Raw genomic sequence first — 23984 nt, forward strand, 5'->3', positions numbered from 1 at the left:
CGGTTCGGTGCTGTCAACCCAATGTCGCACTTGTGGTTTACAAGTCTTCGCTGAAACGGGCTGACACTGGTCGGCACTGGCTAGCGCGCTTGAGTTCGGTGCCGTCCCTTATCGCTTGGCCAAGGCCATCTCTGTTGAGGCTGACGGAGTTGCTATACTGTTCTTCAATTGCAGAGAGGAACCGCTATGACACTCACCCAGGAAGACGTCGAGTTCATCAAAGAAAACATGGCCGACTGGCTGATTGAGCAGAGTCTCGGCAAGCCGACAGCCGTCTATGAAATCGAACTGCGAGAGCGGATGGTGCGGGTTGAGGAAGAACTGAAGCACCAGCGTGAGCTGATGCGCGAAGGTTTTGCGCAGATGGAGAAGCGCTTCGAGCAGATCGACAAACGCTTCGAGCAGGTCGACAAGCGCTTCGAGCAGGTCGACAAACGCTTTGAGCAGGTCGACAAACGCTTCGAGCAGATGGAGAAACGTTTCGAACAGGTCGACAAACGCTTCGAGCAGTTCGATAAGCGCTTCGAATCCATGCAGTCCACCATGGATCAACGCTTTGAGGCCATGACGCGCCGCATCGACCGCTTCATGATCTGGTCATTCTCGACCACCGTCGGCGTTGGCGGCATCGTTGTCGGTCTGATCAAGTTCTGGAACCCCTGATTGCCGATTTGCAACAGCGCGTTGGCCAATGCCTGCGCAGCCTCGCGGTTCAGAGCATGGACCTGCTCTATCCACCAACCTGTGTACTCTGTGGTGCACCCGGCGAGGCTGGGCGCGATCTCTGTGCCGGCTGCCATGCGGATCTGCCGCTGATCGGTCCCCATTGCGCCCGCTGCGCACAGCCGTTTACAGGGCTCGGCCATGGCTCCGGCAAGGCCGCATCAGACGCCAAGGGCCTCTGTGGTCGCTGTCAGCGACAACGGCCGCCATTTGACCGCTGTATCGCTGCCTTTCGCTACGAAGATCCCCTGCCAGCACTGGTTGGCGGCATCAAGTTTCAGTCAAAGCTCAACCTGATCCGCCTGCTCGGCGACCTGCTCGCCGATGCGCTCGCCGATGCGCGTCGGCGCCCAGGCTGGCAACCTCCAGATGCGATTCTGCCTGTGCCCCTGCACCCGCAGCGACTGCGCGTCCGTGGTTACAATCAGGCGCTAGAATTGGCGCTTGTGGTCAGTCGCCGACTAGCGATCCCAGTCAACCATCACTGCTGCCAACGCAAACGCGCAACCCAAGCCCAGGCGGAACTCGACACGCCGCGGCGTTATCACAACATCCGCGGTGCCTTTGAAGTGACCTCAGCCGTTCCACGACGGATCGCGATCCTCGACGATGTGGTCACCACCAGCGCCACCGTCTCCGAATTGGCGCAGGGACTGAAACAGGCTGGCTGCGAGCGGATCGACATCTGGAGCTTAGCGCGCACCCCCTCCACGGGCTCATCTGGGCGCAAAGGATTTCTGCAGCGGGCATCTTGACTGTAGACTAACGAACAGCAATAAGCAGGCACAGCTTTCACCCAACGGCTTTCACCCAACCCAGAGGACAACAACATGGCCATCAGCTTGCAGAAAGGCGGTAACGTCAGCCTCACCAAGACCGATCCGGGTCTGACCAACGTGCTCGTCGGCCTCGGCTGGGACGCACGTTCAACCGATGGCGCCGGGTTCGATCTGGACGCCAGCGTCTTCATCGTCGGCGATGACGGCAAGGTGCTCTCCGACGCCCACTTCGTCTTCTACAACCAGAAGACCTCGCCAGACGGCGCCATCGTGCATTCCGGGGACAACCTCACCGGCGAGGGCGAAGGCGACGACGAAAGCGTCTCCATCAATCTGCCTGGGGTCAGCGCGGACGCCAAGCGCGTCGTCTTCGCGGTCACCATCCACGAGGCCGAGAGCCGCAAGCAGAATTTCGGCATGGTCCGCAATGCCTTCATGCGCGTCCTCAACAAGGATTCCAACACCGAGCTCGCGCGCTACGACCTCTCCGAGGACTACTCGACCGAGACCGCCATGATCTTCGGCGAGATCTATCGTCACGGCGAGGAGTGGAAGTTCAAGGCCGTCGGCCAGGGCTTCAACGGCGGACTGCAAGCGCTGGCCAAGGATCACGGCGTCAACATCGGCTGAACCCTTCCCATCCATCCGCTGGAGGATACCGACATGCCAGCCTTTAACATCACAGGTGACATCGACCCCTTCTTGCATGTCAGTTTGCGCAAGGGCGAGAAGATCTTTTGCGAATCCGACGCCATGGTGATGATGGAGGCACCGTTGCAGGTCAAGGGGCAGATGCGCGGCGGCCTCGGCAATGCCGTGATGCGGCGCTTGGCCACTGGCGAGTCCTTCTTCCAGCAGGAGATCGAGGCCGTCACCGGCGACGGTGACTGCCTGCTCTCGCCTGCCCTTCCTGGCTCCATCGAATTGCTCGATGTGGCCCCTGGCTCAGCCTATACCCTGTCGGACGGCAGTTTTGTCGCCGCCGACTCGGGGGTTCAGGTGCGGCCCAAGCTCAACACCATCGGCGGTGGTTTCTTTGGCGGCACGGGCGGCTTCGTGATCATGGAGGCCACCGGCATGGGTAAGCTTGCCGTCTCCGGCTTCGGCTCGATCTTCACCCTCGACATCAGCCCTGAACAGGAGACGGTGATCGACAACAGCCATGCCGTGGCCTGGTCATCGAACCTCTCGTTCGAGGTCGGCACCCCCCAGACCGGGGGCGGATTCTTCGGCAATATCGTCAACTCCGTCACCTCCGGCGAAGGGCTCGTCATTCGCTTCCGCGGCCAAGGCAAGGTCGTGATCTGCTCGCGCAACCGCGGCCTGTTCAAGAGTCAGAGCGGCTAGCCACTGTCACTGAGATCGCCGTGCCGTGCGGTTCCGCAACAGCGGCGCTATCCCCTCATCATAAAGACAGCACGATTCACCCGACACGAGGACCATCGAGATGGGCATCAACCTGCAAAAGGGTCAGAAAATTTCCTTGGAGAAGGAGGCCGGCGGCGGCTTGAGCCGCATCGTCATGGGCCTTGGCTGGGACGCGGCAAACAGCAAAAAATCCGGCCTGTTCGGCGGCCTGTTTGGCGGTGGCGGCGGTGGCAGCATCGATCTGGACGCCTCCTGCCTACTGTTCGACGAACAAGGCAATCAGGTCGATGCCATCTGGTTCCGACAGCTCAAGAGCAAGGACGGCAGCATCCTACACACCGGCGATAACCGCACCGGCGAGGGCGATGGCGACGACGAGCAGATCAAGGTCGACCTCTCAGCTGTGCCAAGCAACATCAAAACCCTGGTATTCACCGTCAACAACTACACCGGCCAGGATTTCTCCCAGGTCGAGAACGCCTATTGCCGTATCGTCAACGGCGCCAACAACAGCGAGATCGCTCGCTACGACCTCTCCTGCCAGGGCGGTCATTCGGCAATGATCATGACCAAAATCTACCGCCACAATGGCGAGTGGAAGATGCACGCCATTGGCGAGGTGGGACGCGGGCGGACCTTCGAGGAGCTGCTCCCGCAGATCCAGCCGCATCTGTAAATGGATTCATTGTGCGTCGAGCTTGCCACCGGCAGGCTCGAGGTCCAGATCAAACGCGCGGCATTCCCGCTCGAGCATCTCTGCGGTTTTGCCGCGCGCGCCAATCCCAAGCGCGGCTTCCTGTTCGTCAGCAAGGTGCTGGGCAAACATTGGCCCGCCCGACCTGCGGCGATGGAGCAGATCCATCGCTATCTGGCCCAGGCCCTCAAGCTGGATCAAGGCCCCTGGCTGCTGGTCGCCCTGGCCGAGACCGCCACCGGCCTGGGTCAAGGGGTGTTCGAGGCCCTGCTGGAGCAGCACCCAGAGGCCCCGGCCCTGTTCCTGCACTCAACGCGCTACCGCCTGCCTGGTTGTCGCTCACTGGCGTTCCAAGAGGCGCATTGCCACGCCCCGGATCAGATCCTCTACGAGCCGCTCGACCCAGAGCACCAGCGGCGTTTTACCGAGGCGCGAGAGCTGATCCTGATCGACGACGAGATCAGCACCGGGGCCACGCTCTGCAATCTAGCTGCGGCCTACCGGGCGCGCGCTCCGCACCTTCAGCGTGTTCACTTCGTCACCATCACTGATTTCAGTGGTCAAGCAAGCGCTGCGGCCTTCAGCAAGCGGCTCGGCCTACCCCTGACCCTGATCAGCGCGTTGGAGGCCGAGATCGCTTTCTCCCCGGCACCTGGGCTTGCCGATCTGCCACCCCCAAACGCGGTTGGCGACAATCGGCGGCGTCTGGACCAGCTCGCGACCACTGGCGGGCGTTTCGGCATCAGCCAAGGCTTCCCTCTCCGCGAAACGGATGTCGCCGCACTCGTCGCCGATCTACCACGGGAGGCGCCGCTGCTCGTGCTTGGCACTGGCGAGCTGATGCATCCCGCCTTTCGGCTCGGCCGCGCCCTGGAGCGAGCAGGCCATGATGTGCACGTACAATCAACCACCCGCTCGCCCATCCTGCTCGGAGCGGACATCCGCCAGCGCCTGATCTTCAAGGACAATTATGGCGAAGGCATCCCGAACTATCTGTACAATGTCGACCCCAATGCCTATGCGCGCATCATCCTCTGTCATGAAACTCCAATCGACAGCCTCAACACTGCGCGCGCGGGGCTCGGCACCCATTGCCTGCCCTACCAGGCATTGCCCAATGGGGACGCTGCCTGATAGGTCCTGGTCTCGTCTAAGCCCAAGCCTGGGCTAAGCTTGACCCCATGCCTGACCTTAGCGTCTCGACGGCATCTTCATAGTCATCCAGCAGACAGAGTCAAACCCAAACGGAGGCACTAATGGCAATCAGCTTGAATAAAGGCGGTAACGTCAACCTGAGCAAGGAAGCACCCACCCTCGAGAACGTGCTTGTCGGTCTGGGCTGGGACGCCAGGGCAACCGATGGCCAAGATTTTGACCTCGACGCCAGCCTGTTCATGGTCAAAGAGGATGGCAAAGTACCAGACGACAGCCACTTTATCTTCTATAACCAGAAGAACTCCCCCGATGGTTCAATCGAGCACACCGGCGACAACCTCACAGGCGAGGGTGAAGGCGACGATGAGAGCATCCATGTAACCCTGTCGAAAGTGCCCGCCACGATTCAGCGGCTGGTGATTGTCGTCACCATCCACGATGCCGAGGCCCGGCGTCAGAACTTCGGCCAGGTCAGCAACGCCTTCGTGCGCATCGTCAATCGCGACAACGACCAAGAGGTGGTGCGCTTCGATCTCTCCGAGGACTACTCGACCGAAACCGCGATGATCTTCGGCGAGATTTATCGTCACAGCGGCGACTGGAAGTTCAAGGCGGTTGGACAGGGCTTCGCCGGCGGCCTCAAGGCACTGGCCCAGCAGCATGGCGTCAACGTCGGTTAGCCGCAGATGGACCTAACACGCGGACAACGCGCCAAGATCAGGGATCTGATCGCCAACGGTGAGCGCTTCCGGCTCGGCGTCGCCATCCAGGCGCCGGGCCTGAGCATCGACCTCGCCTGCTTCGGCCTGGATGCTGCGGGTAAGCTCGCCGATGAGCGCTACATGACCTTCTTCAACCAGCCGACCTCGCCCTGCGGTGGGGTGCAGCTGATCACGACGGCCAATGCGTCCTCTGGCGGCCCGGCAAACGGCCCCTCAACAGCCGCTTCTCACGACCAGGCCAGCTTTGCCATCGATCTTGGCAAGCTGCCGCCCAGCATCGAGCGCCTGACCATCACCGCCGCCATCGAAGGCGCCGGCGCCATGTCCCGCATTGGCCAAGGCCATGTCCGTTTTCTCGATGACGCCATTGAGACCGGGCGCTTTGCCTTCAGCGGCGCCGACTTCGCGGCTGAGCGAGCGCTGATGTTGCTTGAGATCTACCGCAAGGGCGGCATCTGGCGCACCGCTGCAATTGGCCAGGGCTTCAACGGCGGGCTTGCAGCGCTGGTCGAGCATTTTGGCGGCACAGTCGCCGAGTCGACGCCCGCTGCCGCGCCACCGCCAACGCAGCCGCCAACCTCAAAGGCAGCAAGTTCGCCGGCGTCTCCATCACCACCGTCTCAATCGCCACCTGCTCAGCCCAAGACGCCAGGGGTGAGTCTCAGCAAGATTACCCTAGAGAAGAAGGGCAACCGCGTCTCCCTGGAGAAACCAAGCAACGCTGAGCATGGTGAGATCCTGATCAACCTGAGCTGGCGCCCAGCGGCCTCTGGCCCAGTCAAACGCGGTCTGTTCGGCGCCAAGCGCCCAAGCCAAATCGATCTCGACCTCGGCTGCCTGGTCGAGCTGCGCACAGGTGACAAAGGCGCGATCCAGGCGCTAGGCAACAACTTTGGCGATCTGCACAACCCGCCCTATATCGCGCTGGATGCCGATGATCGCACCGGCAATAGCAGCGAAGGTGAGAATCTGCGCATCAACGGCAAGCACTGGGATGCCATTCGGCGCGTACTTATCTATGCCTTCATCTACGAAGGTGCGCCCAATTGGGCCGAGGCCGATGCCAAGATTAGCCTCAAAACACCCGGCCAACCTGAGATCGAGGTCCATCTCGACTCGCAAAGCAGCCATGAGCCCATGTGCGCCATCGCCCTCTTGGAAAACGACGCCGGCGCGGTCCGCATCACCAAGCTGGTGGATTATTATCGCGGCCATCGGGAGGTCGACCAGGCCCATCAGTGGGGCCTACGCTGGACGGCTGGACGTAAGGACTGAGCAAGGAGGCGCTGAGCCCCTGATGCCGCAACCTAATCATCAGCACCTGCTACATCCGCACCTGCTACATCCGCACCTGCTACATCCGCACCTGCTACATCAAGACCTGCTACATCAACACTTGAGACACAACCCATGAGCTTTCAAAACTTTCTCGACAATCTCAAAAACAAGGCCTCGGAACTGAAGAACGAGGCGCTCAAGTTCAAGAACAAGGACTTCATGAACGCCGCCGTCAGCGGTTCGGTGCTGATTGCCATGGCCGATGGCCACATCTCATCGGAGGAGAAGCAGAAGATGATGCGCTTCATCGAGAACTATGAAGCCCTGTCAGTGTACTCGAGCAAAGAGCTGATCGACAGCTTCCAGAACATCGTCAGCCAGATCGAGTTCGACAAGGACCTCGGCGAGACCAAGGCCTACGAGGCGGTGCGCAAGATGAAGAACAATGACTCCGCGGCACGGCTCATCATGCGCCTGATCATCGCCATCGCCGGTGCTGACGGTGTCTTCGATGATGACGAGAAACGCGTCGCCCGCAAGCTCGCCATGGAGCTCAGCCTCAATCCCGCTGAATTCGAGCTGGCCTAACCAGCCTGACTCAATCCCCTTGGGACAGCGATCGCACAGAGATGCAGAGATCAAAGCAGACAGCACCTGTTTTGCATCTCTGTGAATCCCTGGAGAATCATCAAGGCTCTTGACCCAGCGTGCGCAAGCTTGTCTTCTTGGATCTGGATGACACCCTGTTCCAGAGCCATCGCAAATGCCCGCCGGACGGCGCGCTGCACCCCGTGGCCCGGCTACGGGATGGCAGCGCGCATTCGTTCATGACCGGCAAGCAGCGTGCATTCTGGGATTGGCTCGCGGCCGACGCCACCCTGGTACCAACCACCGCGCGCGACCTGGATGCGCTGCGCCGGGTCGATCTGCCGTTCCAGAGCTGGTCGATCCTGGTCTATGGCGGCGTTTTACTCGATCCGAGTGGCTCGCCCGACCCTGAATGGCTGGAGTGCATGCGCGGGGTCTCCAATGATGCGCGCGGCGATCTCCTGGATCTGCTTGAGCAGGCGCAAGCCTCTATTCAAGCGAACGACCTCGCCGCCCGAGTCCGCTTGGTCGGCGAGTTTGGGCTGCCCTTTTACTTCGTCGCCAAGTATCGCGACGGTCGTGATGAGGATCTGGCACAGCTCGACGCCGAGTTGATCCAGCCCTGGCTCGCCGCGCAAGGCGGCGCCTACCGCGTGCATCGCAACGACAACAATCTCGCCGTGATCCCGCGCGGCATCGGCAAGGAACATGCCGTGCGTCATCTGATCGACCGCCTCAGCCACGACGGCGAAGCGCTGCTCACCATCGGCATTGGTGACAGTCTCATCGACGGCGCCTTCATCGCCGCCTGCGACTACTGCATCACCCCGCGTGATACGCAGCTCTTCGCCGCGACCTTCGGCCGCCCGCTACTCTAGCGCTCGCCGGCCGGGCTTTCTCATCGCATCCTGCTCATCTCATCTTCATCGCCGCGCACATCCCATGGACCGAGATCCGCTGGAACACCACCGCCAGCCGCTGCAGCCGCAGCAGCAATCGCAGCCTAAACAGCAGCCTGCCCAGGGCTCTTGCTTTCATGGCAGCTACCGCCCCGAGGATGTGCAGTTCCTGCTTACGCCGATCCAGCTCGAGCCGACGCCAGTCGCCGAGAAGGAACGACTGATCCAAAGTGGACAACGCCATTACAGCGAGATGCTGAGCCGCGAGTCGCTGCCCTCGCCGCGCTACATGACCCTCTTCGAGCAAGCCTGGACGATGAACCGGGCGCGCATGGCGCAGGGATTGCTGGATCTCGCCGCCATCATCGCCGACCAGCGGCCCGGCGCGATCACGCTGCTCTCGCTAGCGCGCGCCGGCACCCCGGTCGGCGCGGTGCTCAAGCACAGCCTCACTGACCTCTTCGCGCGTCCGACAACCCATTATTCGCTCTCGATCATTCGCGATCGCGGCATCGATCAGCAGGCGCTGCGCTATGTGCTCAAGCAGGCAGGCCATGATCCGACCAGCATCGTCTTTGTCGATGGCTGGACCGGCAAAGGCGTCATCGCGCGAGAATTGCGGCGCGCCATCGCCGACTTCACCGAGCATCACTGCCAGGGCGGGAACGAAAGCGATGTCGACGCCGATGCCGATGCCGAGGACCAGCGCCCGTTCCCGAGCATGCGCTTAGACCCAAACCTCTATGCCCTCACCGATCTCGCCGGGGTCGGGATTGCGCCCTCGGATGCCGACTACCTGATCCCCTCCAGCATCATGAACGCGACCCTATCCGGGCTCGTCAGCCGCTCCATCCTCAACGAGCAGATCGGCCCGCAAGACTTCCACGGCTGCGTCTATTACGCCGACTTCGCGCCTCAGGATCGCTCGGTCTGGTTCGTCGATGCATTGCGCGAGGCGATTCGCGAGCAACTCGCGTCCGGCTATCAGCCCAACCCCGTCCCCATCGATCCAACCCCGGCACGGAAGCGCTCGCAGCACCTCATCGCCGAGCTGAAGAATCGCTTCGCCATCCGCGACGAGAACCTGATCAAGCCCGGCATCGGCGAGGCCACCCGCGTGTTGCTCCGGCGCGTGCCTGAGCTGCTGATCCTGCGCGATGCCGAGATTCCTGAAGTGGCGCATCTGCGCCAGCTCGCCGAGGAAAAGGCCGTCCGCTGCGAGGTCGAACCCAGCCTGCCCTATCAAGCCGTTGCGTTGATTAAGGGGGTGAATGATGCTTGACGCCTATCGCCTGGGTGGCTCTTTGTACGTTCCCGTCACGCACAAGGACTGCCTAGAGATCGCCAACGGCCGCAAATGGCCGGGGCTGCGCTCGGTCATCTTCTGCACTGAGGACGCCGTGGCCGCCGCGGCCTTGGGTCCGGCCCTCGACAACCTGCGCCACCTTCTCGACAAGATGCGCCCGAGCAGTGAGTCACTCCGCTTCGTGCGCGTGCGAAACCCCGAGATCCTGAGTTGGCTGCTCGCGCTACCCGGTATCGACAAGCTCGATGGCTTCGTCCTGCCCAAGCTCGACATGAGCAACATCGACGCCTACATGGATCAGCTCGGCGGCGATCGGGCTCGCTACCTCTGCATGCCGACGCTCGAGACCCGCGACGCCTTCGATCCCGCGCGCATGACCGAGCTGCGCGACTACATGCTCGTGCGCGGCTATCGAGACCAGATTCTCGCGCTGCGCATTGGCGGCAATGATCTGTTGGCCCTACTCAGCATTCGGCGCCCACGCGATCGCACGCTCTATCGCACCCCGCTCGGGCTGACCATCGCCAACCTAGTGACCGTCTTCAAGCCGCACGGCTTCCAGCTGACCGCGCCCGTGTTCGAGCATCTCGACTGCCCCGAGATCCTCGCAGAAGAGCTCGGCGAAGACCTTGCCCACGGCCTCTGCGGCAAGACCGCAATCCATCCCGATCAACTGCCACTGATCGACAGCCGCTTTCGCGTCTCGCCCAGCGACCTCGAGGCCGCGCAACGCATCCTCGACGATGACCGCGCCGTGTTCAAATTTAGCGGCTCCATGTGTGAACTCGCCACTCACAGCGCCTGGGCCGAACAGATTGTCGGGCGCGCCGCAATAGGCCGTTAGTCGGAAAGTCAGCGCATCCATGCGCATGCAAGTGTTACTGCCCTGTCGTGGCCTCGGCCTTTTCAAACGGCTCCACCGGATGCAGCCCGAGCTTATCGCGCACCCGCTTGCGCGCCAGGTCGATCGGGATGATCAAGGCTGAGAACAACAGCACCCAGATCCACTCGCTCAGGCTCAGCCCAACCGTGCGCAGTACCTCGCCACCGAAGTAGGTGAAGAGGATCTGCAGGGTGAAGATCAGCGCGACGACGATGATGAACAAGCGGTTCTCCGTCAGATGCTCGAACAGATCAGTGTTCTCGGTGCGCGCGTTGAACTTGTTGAAGTTGTTGATAAACACGAAGAAGGCGAAGAAGCCAGTCAGGAAGGCCGCCTCGCTACTGAACAGCCCGCGAATGGGCGCAAAGGTCAGGAAGACAATACTCAACGCGGCGATCGCAAAGCCATTGATCAGGATCGAGGACCACATATCGCCGCTGATGATCGGCGTATCGCGCGGGATCGGTTTCTCGCGCATGTAACGATCCAGCGCCGCTTCTCCCGAGAAGGCCAAGGCCGCCAGCGTGTCCATGATCAGGTTGATCCAAAGCAACTGCACCATAGTCAACGGCAGATCGAAGCCGAAGAACGGCCCGAGAAAGGCCACCAAGATCGCCGAGATATTGACCGTGAGCTGGAAGATCAAGAACTTGCGGATCGACTTGAACAGCGTGCGGCCATAGAGCACGGCACGGGTCAGCGACGAGAAGTTGTCGTTGAGGATGACGATATCGCCGGCCTCCTTGGCCACCTCGGTGCCACTGCCCATCGAGAAGCCGACATCGGAGCGTTTCAAGGCGCCGGCGTCGTTGACCCCATCGCCGGTCATGCCGCCGACTAGGCCGATCTCCTGCGCGGCCTGGACCAACCGGCTTTTGGTGTGCGGATAGGCGCGTGAGACCACCTGCAGGCGTGGTAGCACCGCCTTTAGATCTTCATCCGAAAGCGCCTCGATCTCCTTCGAGGTCATCGCCACACCGGTCCCCGGGTCGAGCAGTCCGACATCGGTGGCGATCGCGCACGCGGTCTCGTGGCGGTCACCCGTGACCATGACCACATGTACCCCAGCGTCGCGGGCGGTGCGCACCGCAGCGCGGGATTCGGGCCGCAGCTCATCGCGCAGGCCGACCACCGCCACCAGCGTCATCTGCTCGGGCAGCGCCTTATGCTCGCCGATCGGCGCATCCGAGACGGCCAGCGCGAGCAAGCGCATCGAGCGCTCGGCCAGCGCGTTCAGGGTCGGCTCCAGCGCGGCTGGCGTCAGCGGCTGCGGCTGACCATCGGCATCGAGCATCTGCGTGCAGCGGGCCAGAATGATCTCCGGGGCGCCCTTGATCAGGGTGGTCGCCGGCCCGCCTTCGAGCTGCACCGCCGAGAACTTCCGCGCGGTGCTGAAGGCGATCATATCGACCACGGAGGCCGGGTCCGGCTCGCGCAGCACCGGCTCGACAAAGCGCAGCAAGGCCTGCTCGGTGCGATCCGCGCCGATGATATTCACCGCCTCGGGATGGCTGACATCGATCACGGCCATGGTATTGAGCCGGATCGAGGTGCCAACCGTGGCGCGGATCGGCTCTGGCAGCGTCGCGAAATCCGACCACTGCTGAGCATCACCGAGCACCACCGTCGAAACCTGCAGATGACCGCGCGTGAGCGTGCCGGTCTTATCGGTAAACAGCACATTGAGGCTGCCAGCGGCTTCGATGCCGAGCAGTTTGCGCACCAGCACCCGATCCTGCAGCAGCTTGCGCATGTTGATCGACAACACGATCGCGACCATCATCGGCAGCCCCTCGGGCACGGCGACGACGATGATCACCGCAGCGAGGATGATCGCGGTGACGAAATCGCTCACCAAGGCGCCCCAATTCGCCCAATCGGCCAGGAAGGGGCCAATCGTCGCGAGCGTCAAACCGCGCTCCATGAACAGCTTCTGGCCCATGAAGGCAAACGCGATGGCGATACCGCCGAACAGGCCGAACTTGCCGATCTGACCGGCAAGCACGGACAATTTCGCCTGCAGCGGGGTCTCGCGCGCCTCGCTGCTCATCTCTTGGGCCAGGCGCCCATAGAAGGTTTTGTCGCCCACGGCGGCCAGCTCGACCACGGCCTCGCCGTCCTCGATCACCGAGCCGCGAAAGACCCAATGCGGATCATGCAGATCGGCCACCTCGGCAGCGGCCTCGCGACTGGGCACAGCGCTCTTGTTGACCGGCTCGGACTCGCCGGTCATCGAGGCCTGATCAACGGTCAGCTCACCGGCGAGGACGATGCCATCGGCGGGCACCTTATCACCCGGCTGCAACAGCACCATATCCCCGACGACCAGGTCATCGATCGGGATCTCCAGACTCGAGCCATCGCGGAAGACCTTGACCTGGATCTGCGAAGCATCGGTCAGCAATTGCTGAAAGGCGCCCTCGTTCTTGTATTCCGACCAGGTCGCCACGCCCACCGCGATCAGCACCGCGATGGCGATACCAACCCCTTCGTACCACTCGGCATAGCCGAACAGTGCCAGCGCGGTAATCATCACCAAGGCGACCATCAGCACGATGATGGTCGGGTCCTCGAAATTCCCCTTGAGCTTGTCCCAAAAGCCTTCCGTCTCCTGCGGGGTCAGCGCATTGCGACCCCATTTCGCACGTGACGCATTAACCTCTGCCGAGGTCAAGCCAGGAAATTGATTCTTCATCGGTTTTTATCTTGCCTTGTGATGGAGCCTGATGATGCAATCAGTGTTGTCAGCTCGGCGTTGTCAGCCCAGTGGTATCAGCCCAGCGGTTGTCAGCTCGGCGTTGTCAGCCCAGTGGTATCAGCCCAGCGGTTGTCAGCTCGGCGTTGTCAGCCCAGTGGTATCAGCCCAGCGGTCGTGAGCCTGCGATGCTCAGCGCGCCACCGCGCGCGCCAGATCCCAGACATCCGGGGAATGATAGAGCCGCGCCAACTGCAATTCGCGCTCGAGCTCCATCTCGCGCGGCAGGTGATCGCCAAAGCGCGTGAATAGCTCGTCCTGTTCCACCGTTTCCTGGCGCGCAACCTCTTTGTCGATATTCATGATGTCGAAGAACTGCTCGGGGGTGAAATCCAGTCCTTCCCAGGTCAGATCGTCCCAGCCGGGCAGCCAGCCGAGCGGGCTTTCAATCGCCGAGGCATTGCCATCAACCCGGTCGATCACCCACTTGAGCACGCGCATGTTGTCGCCAAAGCCGGGCCAGATGAACTTACCATGCGCATCCTTGCGGAACCAGTTGACGCGGAAGATGCGCGGCGGCGTGGCGACGTTCTTGCGACCAATGCGTAGCCAATGCTTCCAGTACTCGGCCATGTTATAGCCGCAGAACGGCAGCATCGCCATTGGATCACGGCGCATGTTGGCCTGGCCAATCGAGGCCGCAGTGCCCTCCGAGCCCATGGTCGCGGCCATGTAGACGCCGTGCTCCCAGTTATAGCTCTGAAACGCGAGCGGGAAGTTTTTACTGACACGTCCGCCAAACAGAAAGGCGCTGATCGGCACACCCTCAGGGTGCTCCCAATCTGGATCGATCGACGGACACTGACTGGCCAGCGCCGTGAAGCGCGAGTTCGGATGCGCTGCCGGCCGACCGCAGCCTGGATTCCAATCGTTGCCCTGCCAATCGATCAGATGCTCCGGCGGCTCCTTGGTCAGCCCCTCCCACCAGACATCGCCATCATCGGTCAGTGCGGTATTGGTAAAGATCGCATTGCTACGCAGCGAGGCGATGGCGTTCGGATTCGAGCTTTCGTTGGTGCCGGGGGCGACGCCGAAGAAGCCATACTCGGGGTTGATTGCGTAGAAGCGGCCATCCTCGGGGTTCGGCTTGATCCAGGCGATATCGTCGCCGACCGTCGTCACCTCCCAGCCCTCGAAGCCTTTCGGTGGAATCAGCATGGCGAAATTGGTCTTGCCACAGGCACTGGGAAAGGCGCCGGCGACATAATGCTTGCTGCCCTCAGGTGACTTCACCCCCAAGATCAACATGTGCTCGGCAAGCCAACCCTCATCGCGGGCCATCACCGAGGCGATGCGCAGCGCAAAGCACTTCTTGCCGAGCAAGGCATTACCGCCGTAACCACTGCCGAACGACCAGATCTCCCGGGTCTCTGGGAAATGGCTGATGTACTTATCATCAACATTGGTTGCACAAGGCCAGGGCACATCCTGTTCCCCAGGGGCCAATGGCGCCCCGACCGAGTGCATGCAAGGGACGAAATCACCCTCTGCCCCCAGCGCATCCAGAGCCGCCTGTCCCATCCGGGTCATGATGCGCTGGTTGGTGACCACGTAAGGCGAATCCGTGATCTCGACGCCAATTTGAGCGATCGGCGAGCCAATCGGCCCCATGCTAAACGGGATCACATACAGCGTGCGCCCTTGCATGCAGCCATCGAAGCGCTCACGCAGGATCGCTCGCATCTGCGCCGGGTCCATCCAGTTGTTAGTCGGCCCGGCATCCTCCTTTCGCTCCGAGCAGATGAAGGTCCGATCCTCAACGCGAGCAACGTCGCTTGGATGCGAGCGCGCAAGGTAGCTGTTCGGGCGTTTCTCAGGGCTCAACCGGATGTAGGCCCCGGTCTGCACCATCTCCTCACACAGCCGGTCATATTCCTCCTGACGGCCGTCGCACCAGTAGATGCGATCCGGCTTGCAGAGTTTGGCCATCTCATCGACCCAGTTTAAGAGCTTGGCGTTGCTGGTTCTCGAAGCGCCGTCATGGCTGGTGGTCATGGTGCAAGGAATCCTCGGTTAATTACCTGAAAAATAATGGCCGCGGGCTAGCGTTGCTCACGCAGATCCGCAAGACAGAGCGCCAAGGATTGACGCCAGTCGGGAAGCGCGAGTCCAAAGGTCTTGCGGAAACGTCCGGTATCGAGCACAGAGTAGGCCGGACGCTGCGCGGGAGCGGGATATTCGCTGGTCGGTATCGGCAGCAGCCGACAATTACTGCCGGTCGCCTCGCGGATCGCCTCGGCGAATCCAAACCAAGAGGTCGCACCCGCCCCGGTCAGATGGTAAAGCCCTTTGACGGCTTCGATATCGAGGCCGCCATGGAAGACGCGATAGGCGATCTGCGCAGTCGCCTCCGCCAGCATTCGGCTCCAAGTCGGCGTTCCGATCTGGTCGTCGATGATCCGCAGCTCAGCCCGCTCTCGGAAGAGGTTGAGCATGGTCAACAGGAAATTGCTGCCCCGAACACCGTAGACCCAAGCTGTGCGAAAGACCAGCGCGGGCGCACCGGATTCGAGCAACGCATGCTCGCCAGCAAGCTTGGTGCGCCCATAGACGTTGCGGGGCTCGGCAGGATCATCCTCACGATAGGGATGATCAGTAATGCCAGAGAAGACGAAATCGGTCGAGTAATGGATCACCGGGATGCGCGGCGCCGTGCACAGCTCGGCGATCAGCGTTAAGGCATCGCCGTTGATCGCCTGAGCCAACTCAGGCTGGCTTTCAGCCTTGTCGACAGCCGTGTAAGCGGCAGCGTTGACGACGGCGTCCGGAGCGGTTTCATTGAACAGTCGCCGTACCGAAGCGGGCTCGGTCAGGTCGACGCAAGGCCCGTCATGACCAGAGACTGAAGCGGCAATCACTTGCCCGACAGGGGCCAGCGTGCGACGCAGCTCCCAGCCAACTTGACCATCAGAGCCGATCAGCAGGATGCGTGGGGTATCCATCATGGTGAAATTGGCTCTCTAGAACGGGATGTCATCATCGAAATCGGTGTCTGATCCGGTCGGCCCTGAGCTCGAGGGACGACCCTGATCCTGCATCGTCTCGGGCGCACCTGAGCCCATGGGGCGGGCATAGCCCCCCGTATCGTTGCTCGCTCCCGCACCAGCAGCACCGCCAGGAGCAGGACCAGCCGCGGCCCCACTTCCGCCGCTACCTCGGCTATCCAACATCTGCATCGAACCGCTGATGTCGACCACGATCTCCGTCGTATAACGATCTTGTCCGTCCTGCCCCTGCCACTTGCGCGTGCGCAACTTGCCCTCGATGTAGACCTTGGAGCCCTTGCGCAGGTATTGACCAGCGATCTCAGCGATCTTGCCGAACAAGGAGACACGATGCCATTCGGTTCGCTCCTGCGGCTCGCCGGTGGTCTTATCGCGCCAAGACTCGCTGGTGGCAATCCGCAGGTTGGCGACAGCGCTGCCGTTCGGCAGATAACGCACCTCCGGATCGACCCCGAGGTTGCCGATCAAGATCACCTTATTGACCCCACTACTCGCCATCGCATTCACTCCCCGTGTTCGAGCCAACTCTTCAGCAATGGTGCACAAAGGCAGGCCGCGTTGTCCACCTCGGCTCAAGGTTCAAGCGCCTGCGCGTTCGGCGCACTGTGCTAGCATCAAGCGCAGTCACAGATCAACAATCTCGGAACCGGAGCTTGACGTGAAGCTGCGCATCCTCTTTAGCCTCATCTGCGCGACCTTGCTCGCGGTCGGCTGCTCTTCGCAGCCGGCCCGGGTCAGTAGCCCTGAAGGATCAGGATCATCAGGCCCAGAAATGCTGCTACCCGGCGGCCAGGTCGAAGAGGCACAGTTGCTCGCCATGGGCATGGCTCGCAGCAAAGGCTGGACGATCGCCGAGACCGGTGATCGACACTTTCTGCTAGAACGCGAGCTCCCGAGCGACTCCCCGCAGGCGCAGTTGCTGAGTCCAGAAGGCGTGCTGAGCCGCCCCAAGCTCCAGGTCGAGACCCAGCTACGAGACCGCGGCAACGACGTCATCGTCAGCCTCAGCGCCTATGTGGTTGCTAATCCGGGCACCGAGCAAGAGCGCCGCATCGACTACAGCCGCGATTACGAAAACCAACTGACGATCTCGCTCAATGCCCTAGCCAGCGCTTGGCTCGAGAACCGAACGCGCATCGCCTCAGAGATCCCGCTCCCGCCTGATCCAGACCAGGTCGTCATCGCCGAGGCTAGCACAGCTGGCGACACCCATGAGCCTGCCAGCGCCGAGGTTGATCCAACAACCACAGCGGCCGCGACGACCACCCTGCCGATGCCCGCCGCACCACCGACACCGCTGCCAATAGAGCCACTGCCAACGGCTCCGCCAGCAGCGCCACCCACGCCATCGCAAATGGCCGCTGCCGAGCCGCGAGAGGCACAGGGCGTTGACGTTGCAGACGCTGACGTTGCGGACAGTCCCAGCGAGCTCAACGAGATGCTGGTGCTCGACGGCCAATCCCGCCGCGGTCTCTGGACCTTCTACGCCGAGGCCTCAGCCCGCGAGCGCGGTTGTACCCTGGGCGATCGCGGAGCCGTGCTCCTCAACACCTCCACCGCGTTCGAGCTCTACGAAGTGCAATGCATCAGCAGCGCCAACCTCCTGCTGCGATGCGCAGGCGGCATCTGCCGCGAGCTCAACTAAGCCTAAGCCAGCCCGCGGACAGCATGCGCCTGCTCGTCGACCTTCTCGTCGCCCCCCTCCTCGCGCTCGCGCTGGCGCTCGCACTCTGGGCTCCGATCACAGCGGTCGGCGCCAGTCCCGAGCCGCGGATTTTCATCGCCTATGCCAGTGCTGCGCGCGTCAAGGCCCTCGCACTGGATACAGCACTGCTTCAAGGCTGGACGCTGGTCACCAGCGACCCCCGCTCGATCCTGTTCGAGACCCAACTCGATCAGCCTGCCAGCGACGGGCCACCAGGCGCCACACCGCCGCCGACCACCCTGCTGCGCATCCGCACCCAGCTTGAGCAGACCGCCACCGGCACCTTCGTCTCCGCCAGCGCCAAAGAGCACTGGTGGCCCAACAGCGAACGCGCCTGGTCAGACGACGTCACCCAACGCTACCGCGACAATCTGCAACGCGCGCTGCGCTCACTGCAACAGCGCTGGGACCAATTCATGGCCAGTTCCAGCTCTGGCACTAGCCCTGGCACTAGCCCTGGTTCCAGATCCGGCTCCGGCCAGTCTGACCCTGGCCAACCAGCGGCCAACACCACTGCACCACCGATATCCGACCGACATGCAAGAGCGCAAGTGCTAACACCAGCACCACCAGCATACGAAGCGCCAGTCATCGCCGAGCCCAGCCTCGAGAAGGCGCCGGTCGGTCTCTGGGCGTATGACGCCGAACGCACCGCAGCATCCAATGGCTGCGACCTCCATGACCGCGGTGCCACTCTGGTCAACAACAGCAGCAACCAAGAGCTCCATCGCGTCTTCTGCACCAACCGGAACCCCGTTATGGTCCGCTGTGATCAACAAGGCTGCCGCGCGTCGCGTTGATATAGAGCAGACATCCAGACTACTCTAGACGAACAAAAAAACGCCGAGGTGATCGATGGACTTTGTGACCACACTGCTCAGCCGTCTCCGAGCTAAGGGAGCAGCGCATCAGGACGAAGCGCCAAGCGTTCAGACAGCCCAGTGACCCTATCGACTAAGCACATCGGGCGACTCATGGGGCTGCTCGGGCTCGCACTGAGCCTCGCCCTTCCAGCCGCCGGACTGGTCCGCGCCGCCACCGCTGAAGAGACCGCCGAGGCGCGCCAACTCATCGCGCAAGGCAAACGCTTCGAGCATGGTGTCGGCGCCCCGCAGCAGCTCGACCAAGCCCTCAACGCCTATTGCCAGGCCGCCGATCTCGGCTTGGGCGAGGCCGGTTTTCATCTTGGCTGGCTCTACGCCAGCGGGCGCCTCGGCGCCACCGACGAGGTCATGGCCGCGGCCTGGCTGCAGCGTGCACAGGCCGCTGGATATCCGCAAGCGGAAGCACAACTGCGCCGGCTCCGGGCGCTCGATCGCCCAGTCACCGAGCAGCCGCGCTGCTTGCTCACCGACGCGATCGTCGACCGCCGCCTCCCGCCGCCAGGCAGCGCGCCCGCCACTGACGCGCCGACGCCACTCCAGGCAGCGCCTGATTTCCACGTCCGCAAGCTCGTCCGCGCCGACATCATCGCCCTGGTCCGCCAGCTCGCGCCCGACTTCCAGCTCGACCCCGAGCTGGTGCTCGCCCTGATCCAGGCCGAGTCCAATTTCGACCCCACCGCCCACTCACCCAAGGACGCGCGCGGACTCATGCAGCTGATTCCGGCAACCGCCCAACGCTTTGGTGTCCAGGATATCTGGGACCCGGTGCAGAACATGCGCGGTGGCATGGCCTACCTGCGCTGGCTACTGGACCATTTCAACGGCGACCGCAAGCTTGCCCTTGCCGGCTACAACGCTGGCGAAGGCGCCGTCCGCCGTTACGGCGGCATCCCGCCCTTCCCCGAGACCCAAGCCTACGTCAAGCGCATCATCGCCCAGCTCGAGCCCAAAGCCGCCCACCTCGGCCGACCAACAGGCGTATCAACAACTGCGCCCTAGTCGCGCATGCAGCGCTTGGCCATCAACCTCGCTAACGGCTCGATCTCGCCTCGCAAACGGACCCATCTCGCCTCGCAAGCCGTGCTCCGAGGCTGCCTCCTCTTAGTTGTCGGCGTCATCCACCACACTCGATAACGGCGGTTGGGCCAGGTAATGCAAGCGTTTCATCTCACGCCTGCCTTGGGCCACCGAATCCAGGATGAGACCACTGATCAACATCAGAAACGCCAACAACATCATCCCTGTTGAAAGGATCGCGGTCGGAAAGCGCGGCACCAATCCTGTCTCTAGAAACTCGATCACAACCGGAATCGACAGCAGGATCGAAACAGACGCCAGCATCGCGAACAGGATCGTAAAGAACATCAGCGGACGTTCTTCCTTCACCAGCGAGCCAATCGTGCGCAGGATCAGCCAACCATCATTCAAGGTCCGCAGCTTGCTCGGTGAGCCAGGCGGTCGCGCCGAGTAGGGGGTCGCCACCTCCGCCACCCGCAACCGCAGCTGCAGCGCATGCACGCTCAGGTACGTCTCCAGCTCGAAACCCGTGCAGAAGAGGGGGAACGACTTCACGAAGCGCCGCGTCAACACCCGATACCCGGTCAGCATGTCGCCAAAGCGGCTTCTGGCAAGACCGCGCGAAAATCCCGCACCACCTGACCAATCGATGCCGCTTCATCCAAGCAAGGAATCAGCACAGCCAAACGCAGGTGGCGCCAACGCACCGATGCCAAGCTCAAACCGCACTCATCACCCCGCGTACCGATTGCCTGTTCGCCCGCATCCATCAGATGCTTTGCCTTCAGCCTTGGGAAGCTCATCATAAAGAACAGGCACCACGCCAGGATCGGGCTGCACGGACTGGCGTCATGCTCGGTTTCGCTGGCCGGCTGTCTCTGTCTTCCGTCCCGGAAACGCGACCACCTCAGCGCGCGCCTCATGCACCGCCCCTGTCTTGAGCTTGGGCGTCGGCAGCAGCTGCACCTGTTCGCGGCGGTTGCTGAGCAAGCCCGCCGGCAGTCCGGCCAGTGCTTCGATGTCCTTCGGATGCAGGCGCAGCTCAGCCAGCAATTGCTCGACGCTGTAGCCGCCCTGGGTGAGCAGCAGTCGAATGGAACGCTCCATCAGGCGTGGCTGCTCTAGCGCTAGGCGCTCGTCCTCGGGCTCGGCGCGCACCCAGCCGCGGGCGCTGATGTACTTGAACAGGCGTCCGGCGTGCTCCTCGGTGATTAATCCCAGATCTTTACAGCGGTAGATCATGGCCCCAATCGACACGCCCCAACGGGGTTTGAGCGTGCGGAAGGCCTCGAGCGAGACCTCGGGAAGCTCATTGACGAAGCCCTCGGCAGGCATCAGGAAGGCACTGGCGAAGCGGTGCGCCTGGTTCTCAAGCTCCTTGAACTCATCGCGATGGGTCAGCGCGCTTTGATCCACCTGACGGTGCAGCACCAGATGGCCAAGCTCGTGAGCGGCATCGAAGCGGGAGCGCACGGCGTTGCGCTTGTCCGAGGAGAGCAGCACATAGGGCCGGTCATCGGCCAGCGACCAATGCGAAACGCCATCAATGGACGATGCCGAGAACGAACAGCGACCGACAACGATGCCTGCATTCTCCATCACCAGCAGCAGATCCGGAACTGGCGCTCGCCACAACCCCCACTGCTCGCGCACACGCGCGGCGGCATCCTCGATCTCGCTGTCTTGCAACTGCTGGAAATCCGCCCCGCCGAGATCCGGCACGTTCGGGGGCGGCAGATCGACCCAGGTCTGCAGATCATGACTGAGGCGCTGCAGCCAGAGCAGATGCTGTTGGATACGCTCGCGCGAGCGCTTGGTGGCATTGGCCATGGAGCGAAAGAAGCGTGCACGTTCGCCCGTCTCGAATGGCAGGTTAAGAAAGTAGTCGCGCGGGACCTTGAGGGTGCGTGCAAGGGCCTCGAGGGCCTCGGGGTCAGGCGTTTGCTGACCCGACTCCCATTTGCTGACAGAGGGTGCCGAGCGCTTGACGGCAGTGGCCAGCGCGACGCGTGTGAGTCCGCGGGCCAGCCGGGCTTGGGTCAGTTGGAGTGGCTGAAAGCCTGGGGTGCGTGCAGCCATGCGCGTGACCTCCTGAACATGAGTTTAGTGACCAGTGGCTTGATCGGCACGCGCTTGATAACGCTTGAGCCTTGGCCGAGCGCGATCGATCGGTTGCCTGGCATGCTCGGCATAGGCCGTGTAGAGCTGATCAAGTGTTTTGAGCAGATGCCAACCCTTGAGATCACGGGTGGGGATACCGAAGCCGAGCCGCATCGGCAGGGTTTCGTCCTGCTGGGTATCGGGTCGTGCATAGAGCACGAGGATGACGGCAAGGATACCAGCATCCGGGTCACAATCATCCCAGAGCGCGAGCTGATCCCCGTTGCGGGGATTGTTGCGCGCTAGAGTCTGTTTGTACTCCTTCTGTTCGATCGGATCACCCCAGTGATCGATCTTCGCGTGCGTGATCAAAAAGTTACCGCTCATGGCGAGCACGAAGGCATGGGTATTGACCTGCTCGAAGCGGTAGCGCATGCCAACATCCTCGGCGCTGAGGCGAAAGGCCTCACCGCGCTCGAAATAGCGCGTGGTGCCCAAGCGCATGCGATGCGAGGGGGTCTCCGGTGGCGTACGGACGGCTTGCTCGTAGGCGGTTGCGGTGCAGATGCACATCCGCTCCTCGAGTCGGTGGAAAAAGTCCTCGGGGATTGCGGCGAGGGCGGATTGGAGCAGATCAGGCATCGCGGGGGTACCTCGGCTGGATAGGCTCAAGTTCGAGTTTCGCGTAGCCTGAGAATAGCGCGAAAAACTTTCGCGTAAAGCAAAAAGTCCGCCAGCAGACCAGGATTGGCCGCTGCTCTGGAGCGTTCTAATGTTGCCTGCCCATCAAGATCCGCAACGACGCGAGCTTTCAGCCCAGGACCCGGTGAAACTCATCATCCAGATCCCCTGCTACAACGAGGCCGCCACCCTCGGCCTCGGCCTCGACGCCCTGCCGCGCCAGGTACCCGGCTTCGAGCGCGTCGAATGGCTCATCATCGACGACGGCAGCACCGACCAGACCCTGCAGGTCGCACAGCGCCACGGCGTCGACCATCTTGTGCGCCACCGCCACAACCTCAGCCTCGCCCGCGCCTTCAGCAGCGGCCTCTCGGCCTGCCTGCATCAGGGCGCCGATGTCATCGTCAACACCGACGCCGACAACCAATACGACGCCCGCGACATCCCCGCCCTCACCGCCCCGGTGCTCGCAGGCAACGCCGAGCTGGTCATCGGCAGCCGGCCGATCGAACAGATCGCCCACTTCTCGCCGCTGAAGCAACGCCTCGGCAGCCTCATCGTGCGCCTCGCCAGCGGCACCCAGGTAGACGACGCCACCAGCGGGTTTCGCGCGCTCAGCCGCAGCGCCGCCCAACGCCTGATCGTCTTCAACAACTATACCTACACCCTCGAGACCATCGTCCAGGCCGGCCACCGCCAGATGGCCATCGCCACAGTGCCGGTGCGCGTCAATCCCGACCTGCGCCCCTCGCGACTGCTGCGCAGCATCCCCAGCTATGTTTGGCGCAGCATCGTCACCATCGTGCGCATCTTCGTCATCTACCGGCCGTTTCGCTTCTTCGCCAGCATTGGCGCGATCCTCTTCGGCCTCGGCGTTCTGATCGGCCTACGCTTCCTCTGGTTCTATCTGGTGGGCAGCGGCGCGGGCCATGTGCAGTCGCTGATCCTCGCCTCCGTGCTGCTCGGCATGGGTTTTCAGACCATTTTGGTTGCCTTTCTCGCCGATTTGCTGGCGGCGAATCGGAGGTTATTGGAGGATGTCCGCTTTCGTCTCCATGACCAGCCGCCGCCGTCGTCCAGGCACCGATGACCAACCTCGCCCACAGCCACCGTCTCAGCGTCGACGACTATCTCGCCGCCGAGGATGGCGCCGACAGTCGCCACGAGTATATCGGCGGCGAACGTTATGCCATGACCGGCGCCAGTGATCGGCATGGTCTCATTACGCTGAACCTCGCCACCTTCCTGCGGCCACGACTGCGCGGCACCCCATGCCAGCTTTTCGCCAACGACATGAAGGTCCGGCTGAAAATCGCCGACCAGCTCGACTTTGGCACTTTTTGGCCCCTCAGGCCGTCGCGGCAAGCTGATCGAGCAAGCGCTCCAAGCGCCGAGGCGAAATTTGCACAGGATCTGGCGCGCTGGCTGAGCTGTCGAAATCG

Annotated in this window: 24 protein-coding genes; 17 read left to right on the forward strand and 7 right to left on the reverse strand. The window is 62.3% G+C overall.

The window, feature by feature from the left end:
- Positions 1-186 precede the first annotated feature (186 nt).
- The 12 genes from VBE63_RS12200 (at position 187) to VBE63_RS12255 (ending at position 10356) form a co-directional block, all read left to right on the forward strand.
- Complete coding sequence (locus VBE63_RS12200) at positions 187-663, forward strand: hypothetical protein (protein ID WP_323683300.1); 477 nt, start codon at positions 187-189, stop codon at positions 661-663.
- 8 nt (positions 664-671) lie between these two features.
- Entirely contained in the window at positions 672-1478 is an 807-nt protein-coding gene (locus VBE63_RS12205; protein ID WP_323683301.1) for a ComF family protein, read from the forward strand.
- A gap of 75 nt (positions 1479-1553) precedes the next feature.
- Positions 1554-2132 (forward strand): TerD family protein, encoded by a 579-nt coding sequence (locus VBE63_RS12210; RefSeq protein WP_323683302.1) that lies wholly within the window; start codon positions 1554-1556, stop codon positions 2130-2132.
- Between the two features lie 33 nt (positions 2133-2165).
- Entirely contained in the window at positions 2166-2849 is a 684-nt protein-coding gene (locus VBE63_RS12215) for a TIGR00266 family protein (RefSeq protein WP_323683303.1), read from the forward strand.
- 100 nt (positions 2850-2949) lie between these two features.
- Positions 2950-3546 carry a TerD family protein gene (locus VBE63_RS12220; protein ID WP_323683304.1) on the forward strand — a complete coding sequence of 199 codons (597 nt, stop codon included), beginning with the start codon at positions 2950-2952 and terminating at the stop codon, positions 3544-3546.
- Positions 3547-4698: a phosphoribosyltransferase domain-containing protein gene (locus tag VBE63_RS12225; RefSeq protein ID WP_323683305.1), complete on the forward strand. Its 1152-nt coding sequence runs from the start codon at positions 3547-3549 to the stop codon at positions 4696-4698. It begins immediately after the preceding gene.
- A 122-nt stretch (positions 4699-4820) separates the two neighbouring features.
- Entirely contained in the window at positions 4821-5399 is a 579-nt protein-coding gene (locus VBE63_RS12230; RefSeq protein ID WP_323683306.1) for a TerD family protein, read from the forward strand.
- Between the two features lie 6 nt (positions 5400-5405).
- The gene (locus tag VBE63_RS12235; RefSeq protein ID WP_323683307.1) at positions 5406-6716 is read left to right on the forward strand and encodes a TerD family protein; all 1311 of its coding nucleotides are present in this window, start codon (positions 5406-5408) and stop codon (positions 6714-6716) included.
- A 135-nt stretch (positions 6717-6851) separates the two neighbouring features.
- On the forward strand, positions 6852-7307 hold the full coding sequence (locus tag VBE63_RS12240) for a tellurite resistance TerB family protein (RefSeq protein WP_323683308.1): 456 nt from the start codon (positions 6852-6854) through the stop codon (positions 7305-7307).
- A gap of 119 nt (positions 7308-7426) precedes the next feature.
- Positions 7427-8185, forward strand: coding sequence for a haloacid dehalogenase (locus tag VBE63_RS12245; RefSeq protein WP_323683309.1), 759 nt, complete (start codon positions 7427-7429; stop codon positions 8183-8185).
- A 64-nt stretch (positions 8186-8249) separates the two neighbouring features.
- Positions 8250-9488, forward strand: a complete 1239-nt coding sequence (locus tag VBE63_RS12250) for a cysteine protease StiP family protein (protein WP_323683310.1) — start codon at positions 8250-8252, stop codon at positions 9486-9488.
- Complete coding sequence (locus VBE63_RS12255; protein WP_323683311.1) at positions 9478-10356, forward strand: HpcH/HpaI aldolase/citrate lyase family protein; 879 nt, start codon at positions 9478-9480, stop codon at positions 10354-10356. The genes VBE63_RS12250 and VBE63_RS12255 overlap by 11 nt, the downstream gene beginning before the upstream one ends.
- 34 nt (positions 10357-10390) lie before the next feature.
- On the opposite strand, the gene VBE63_RS12260 is transcribed toward VBE63_RS12255, so the two are convergent.
- From VBE63_RS12260 to ssb, 4 genes are all read right to left on the reverse strand, one after another.
- A complete protein-coding gene (locus tag VBE63_RS12260; RefSeq protein ID WP_323683312.1) occupies positions 10391-13090 on the reverse strand; it encodes a calcium-translocating P-type ATPase, PMCA-type in 2700 nt (899 codons plus the stop codon).
- 192 nt (positions 13091-13282) lie between these two features.
- Positions 13283-15145: a phosphoenolpyruvate carboxykinase (GTP) gene (locus VBE63_RS12265; RefSeq protein WP_323683313.1), complete on the reverse strand. Its 1863-nt coding sequence runs from the start codon at positions 15143-15145 to the stop codon at positions 13283-13285.
- A 47-nt stretch (positions 15146-15192) separates the two neighbouring features.
- Positions 15193-16095 carry a dTDP-4-dehydrorhamnose reductase gene (gene rfbD, locus VBE63_RS12270; protein WP_323683314.1) on the reverse strand — a complete coding sequence of 301 codons (903 nt, stop codon included), beginning with the start codon at positions 16093-16095 and terminating at the stop codon, positions 15193-15195.
- A 15-nt stretch (positions 16096-16110) separates the two neighbouring features.
- A complete protein-coding gene (gene ssb / locus VBE63_RS12275) occupies positions 16111-16653 on the reverse strand; it encodes a single-stranded DNA-binding protein (protein WP_323683315.1) in 543 nt (180 codons plus the stop codon).
- A 160-nt stretch (positions 16654-16813) separates the two neighbouring features.
- Here ssb and VBE63_RS12280 point away from each other — a divergent pair, with 160 nt between their 5' ends.
- The 3 genes from VBE63_RS12280 (at position 16814) to VBE63_RS12290 (ending at position 19743) form a co-directional block, all read left to right on the forward strand.
- Positions 16814-17800: a hypothetical protein gene (locus VBE63_RS12280; protein WP_323683316.1), complete on the forward strand. Its 987-nt coding sequence runs from the start codon at positions 16814-16816 to the stop codon at positions 17798-17800.
- A 23-nt stretch (positions 17801-17823) separates the two neighbouring features.
- Positions 17824-18660 (forward strand): hypothetical protein, encoded by an 837-nt coding sequence (locus VBE63_RS12285; RefSeq protein ID WP_323683317.1) that lies wholly within the window; start codon positions 17824-17826, stop codon positions 18658-18660.
- Positions 18661-18801: 141 nt separating this feature from the next.
- Complete coding sequence (locus tag VBE63_RS12290) at positions 18802-19743, forward strand: lytic transglycosylase domain-containing protein (protein ID WP_323683318.1); 942 nt, start codon at positions 18802-18804, stop codon at positions 19741-19743.
- A gap of 102 nt (positions 19744-19845) precedes the next feature.
- Here VBE63_RS12290 and VBE63_RS12295 read toward each other — a convergent pair whose 3' ends face one another.
- The 3 genes from VBE63_RS12295 to VBE63_RS12305 all read right to left on the reverse strand — a co-directional run bounded on the left by VBE63_RS12295 (position 19846) and on the right by VBE63_RS12305 (position 22503).
- Positions 19846-20352, reverse strand: coding sequence for a hypothetical protein (locus VBE63_RS12295; protein WP_323683319.1), 507 nt, complete (start codon positions 20350-20352; stop codon positions 19846-19848).
- A 258-nt stretch (positions 20353-20610) separates the two neighbouring features.
- Positions 20611-21840 (reverse strand): XRE family transcriptional regulator, encoded by a 1230-nt coding sequence (locus tag VBE63_RS12300; protein WP_323683320.1) that lies wholly within the window; start codon positions 21838-21840, stop codon positions 20611-20613.
- A gap of 24 nt (positions 21841-21864) precedes the next feature.
- The gene (locus VBE63_RS12305; protein ID WP_323683321.1) at positions 21865-22503 is read right to left on the reverse strand and encodes a hypothetical protein; all 639 of its coding nucleotides are present in this window, start codon (positions 22501-22503) and stop codon (positions 21865-21867) included.
- 130 nt (positions 22504-22633) lie between these two features.
- Between VBE63_RS12305 and VBE63_RS12310 the strand changes: the two genes are divergently transcribed.
- Both VBE63_RS12310 and VBE63_RS12315 read left to right on the forward strand, forming a co-directional pair.
- Positions 22634-23632 carry a glycosyltransferase family 2 protein gene (locus tag VBE63_RS12310; protein ID WP_323683322.1) on the forward strand — a complete coding sequence of 333 codons (999 nt, stop codon included), beginning with the start codon at positions 22634-22636 and terminating at the stop codon, positions 23630-23632.
- Positions 23629-23984, forward strand: a 356-nt coding sequence (locus VBE63_RS12315) for a Uma2 family endonuclease (RefSeq protein ID WP_323683323.1), incomplete at its 3' end; no start/stop codon positions are given. The genes VBE63_RS12310 and VBE63_RS12315, both read left to right, overlap by 4 nt.

Source organism: Lamprobacter sp., assembly GCF_034860625.1.
Classification (GTDB): Bacteria; Pseudomonadota; Gammaproteobacteria; order Chromatiales; family Chromatiaceae; genus Lamprobacter.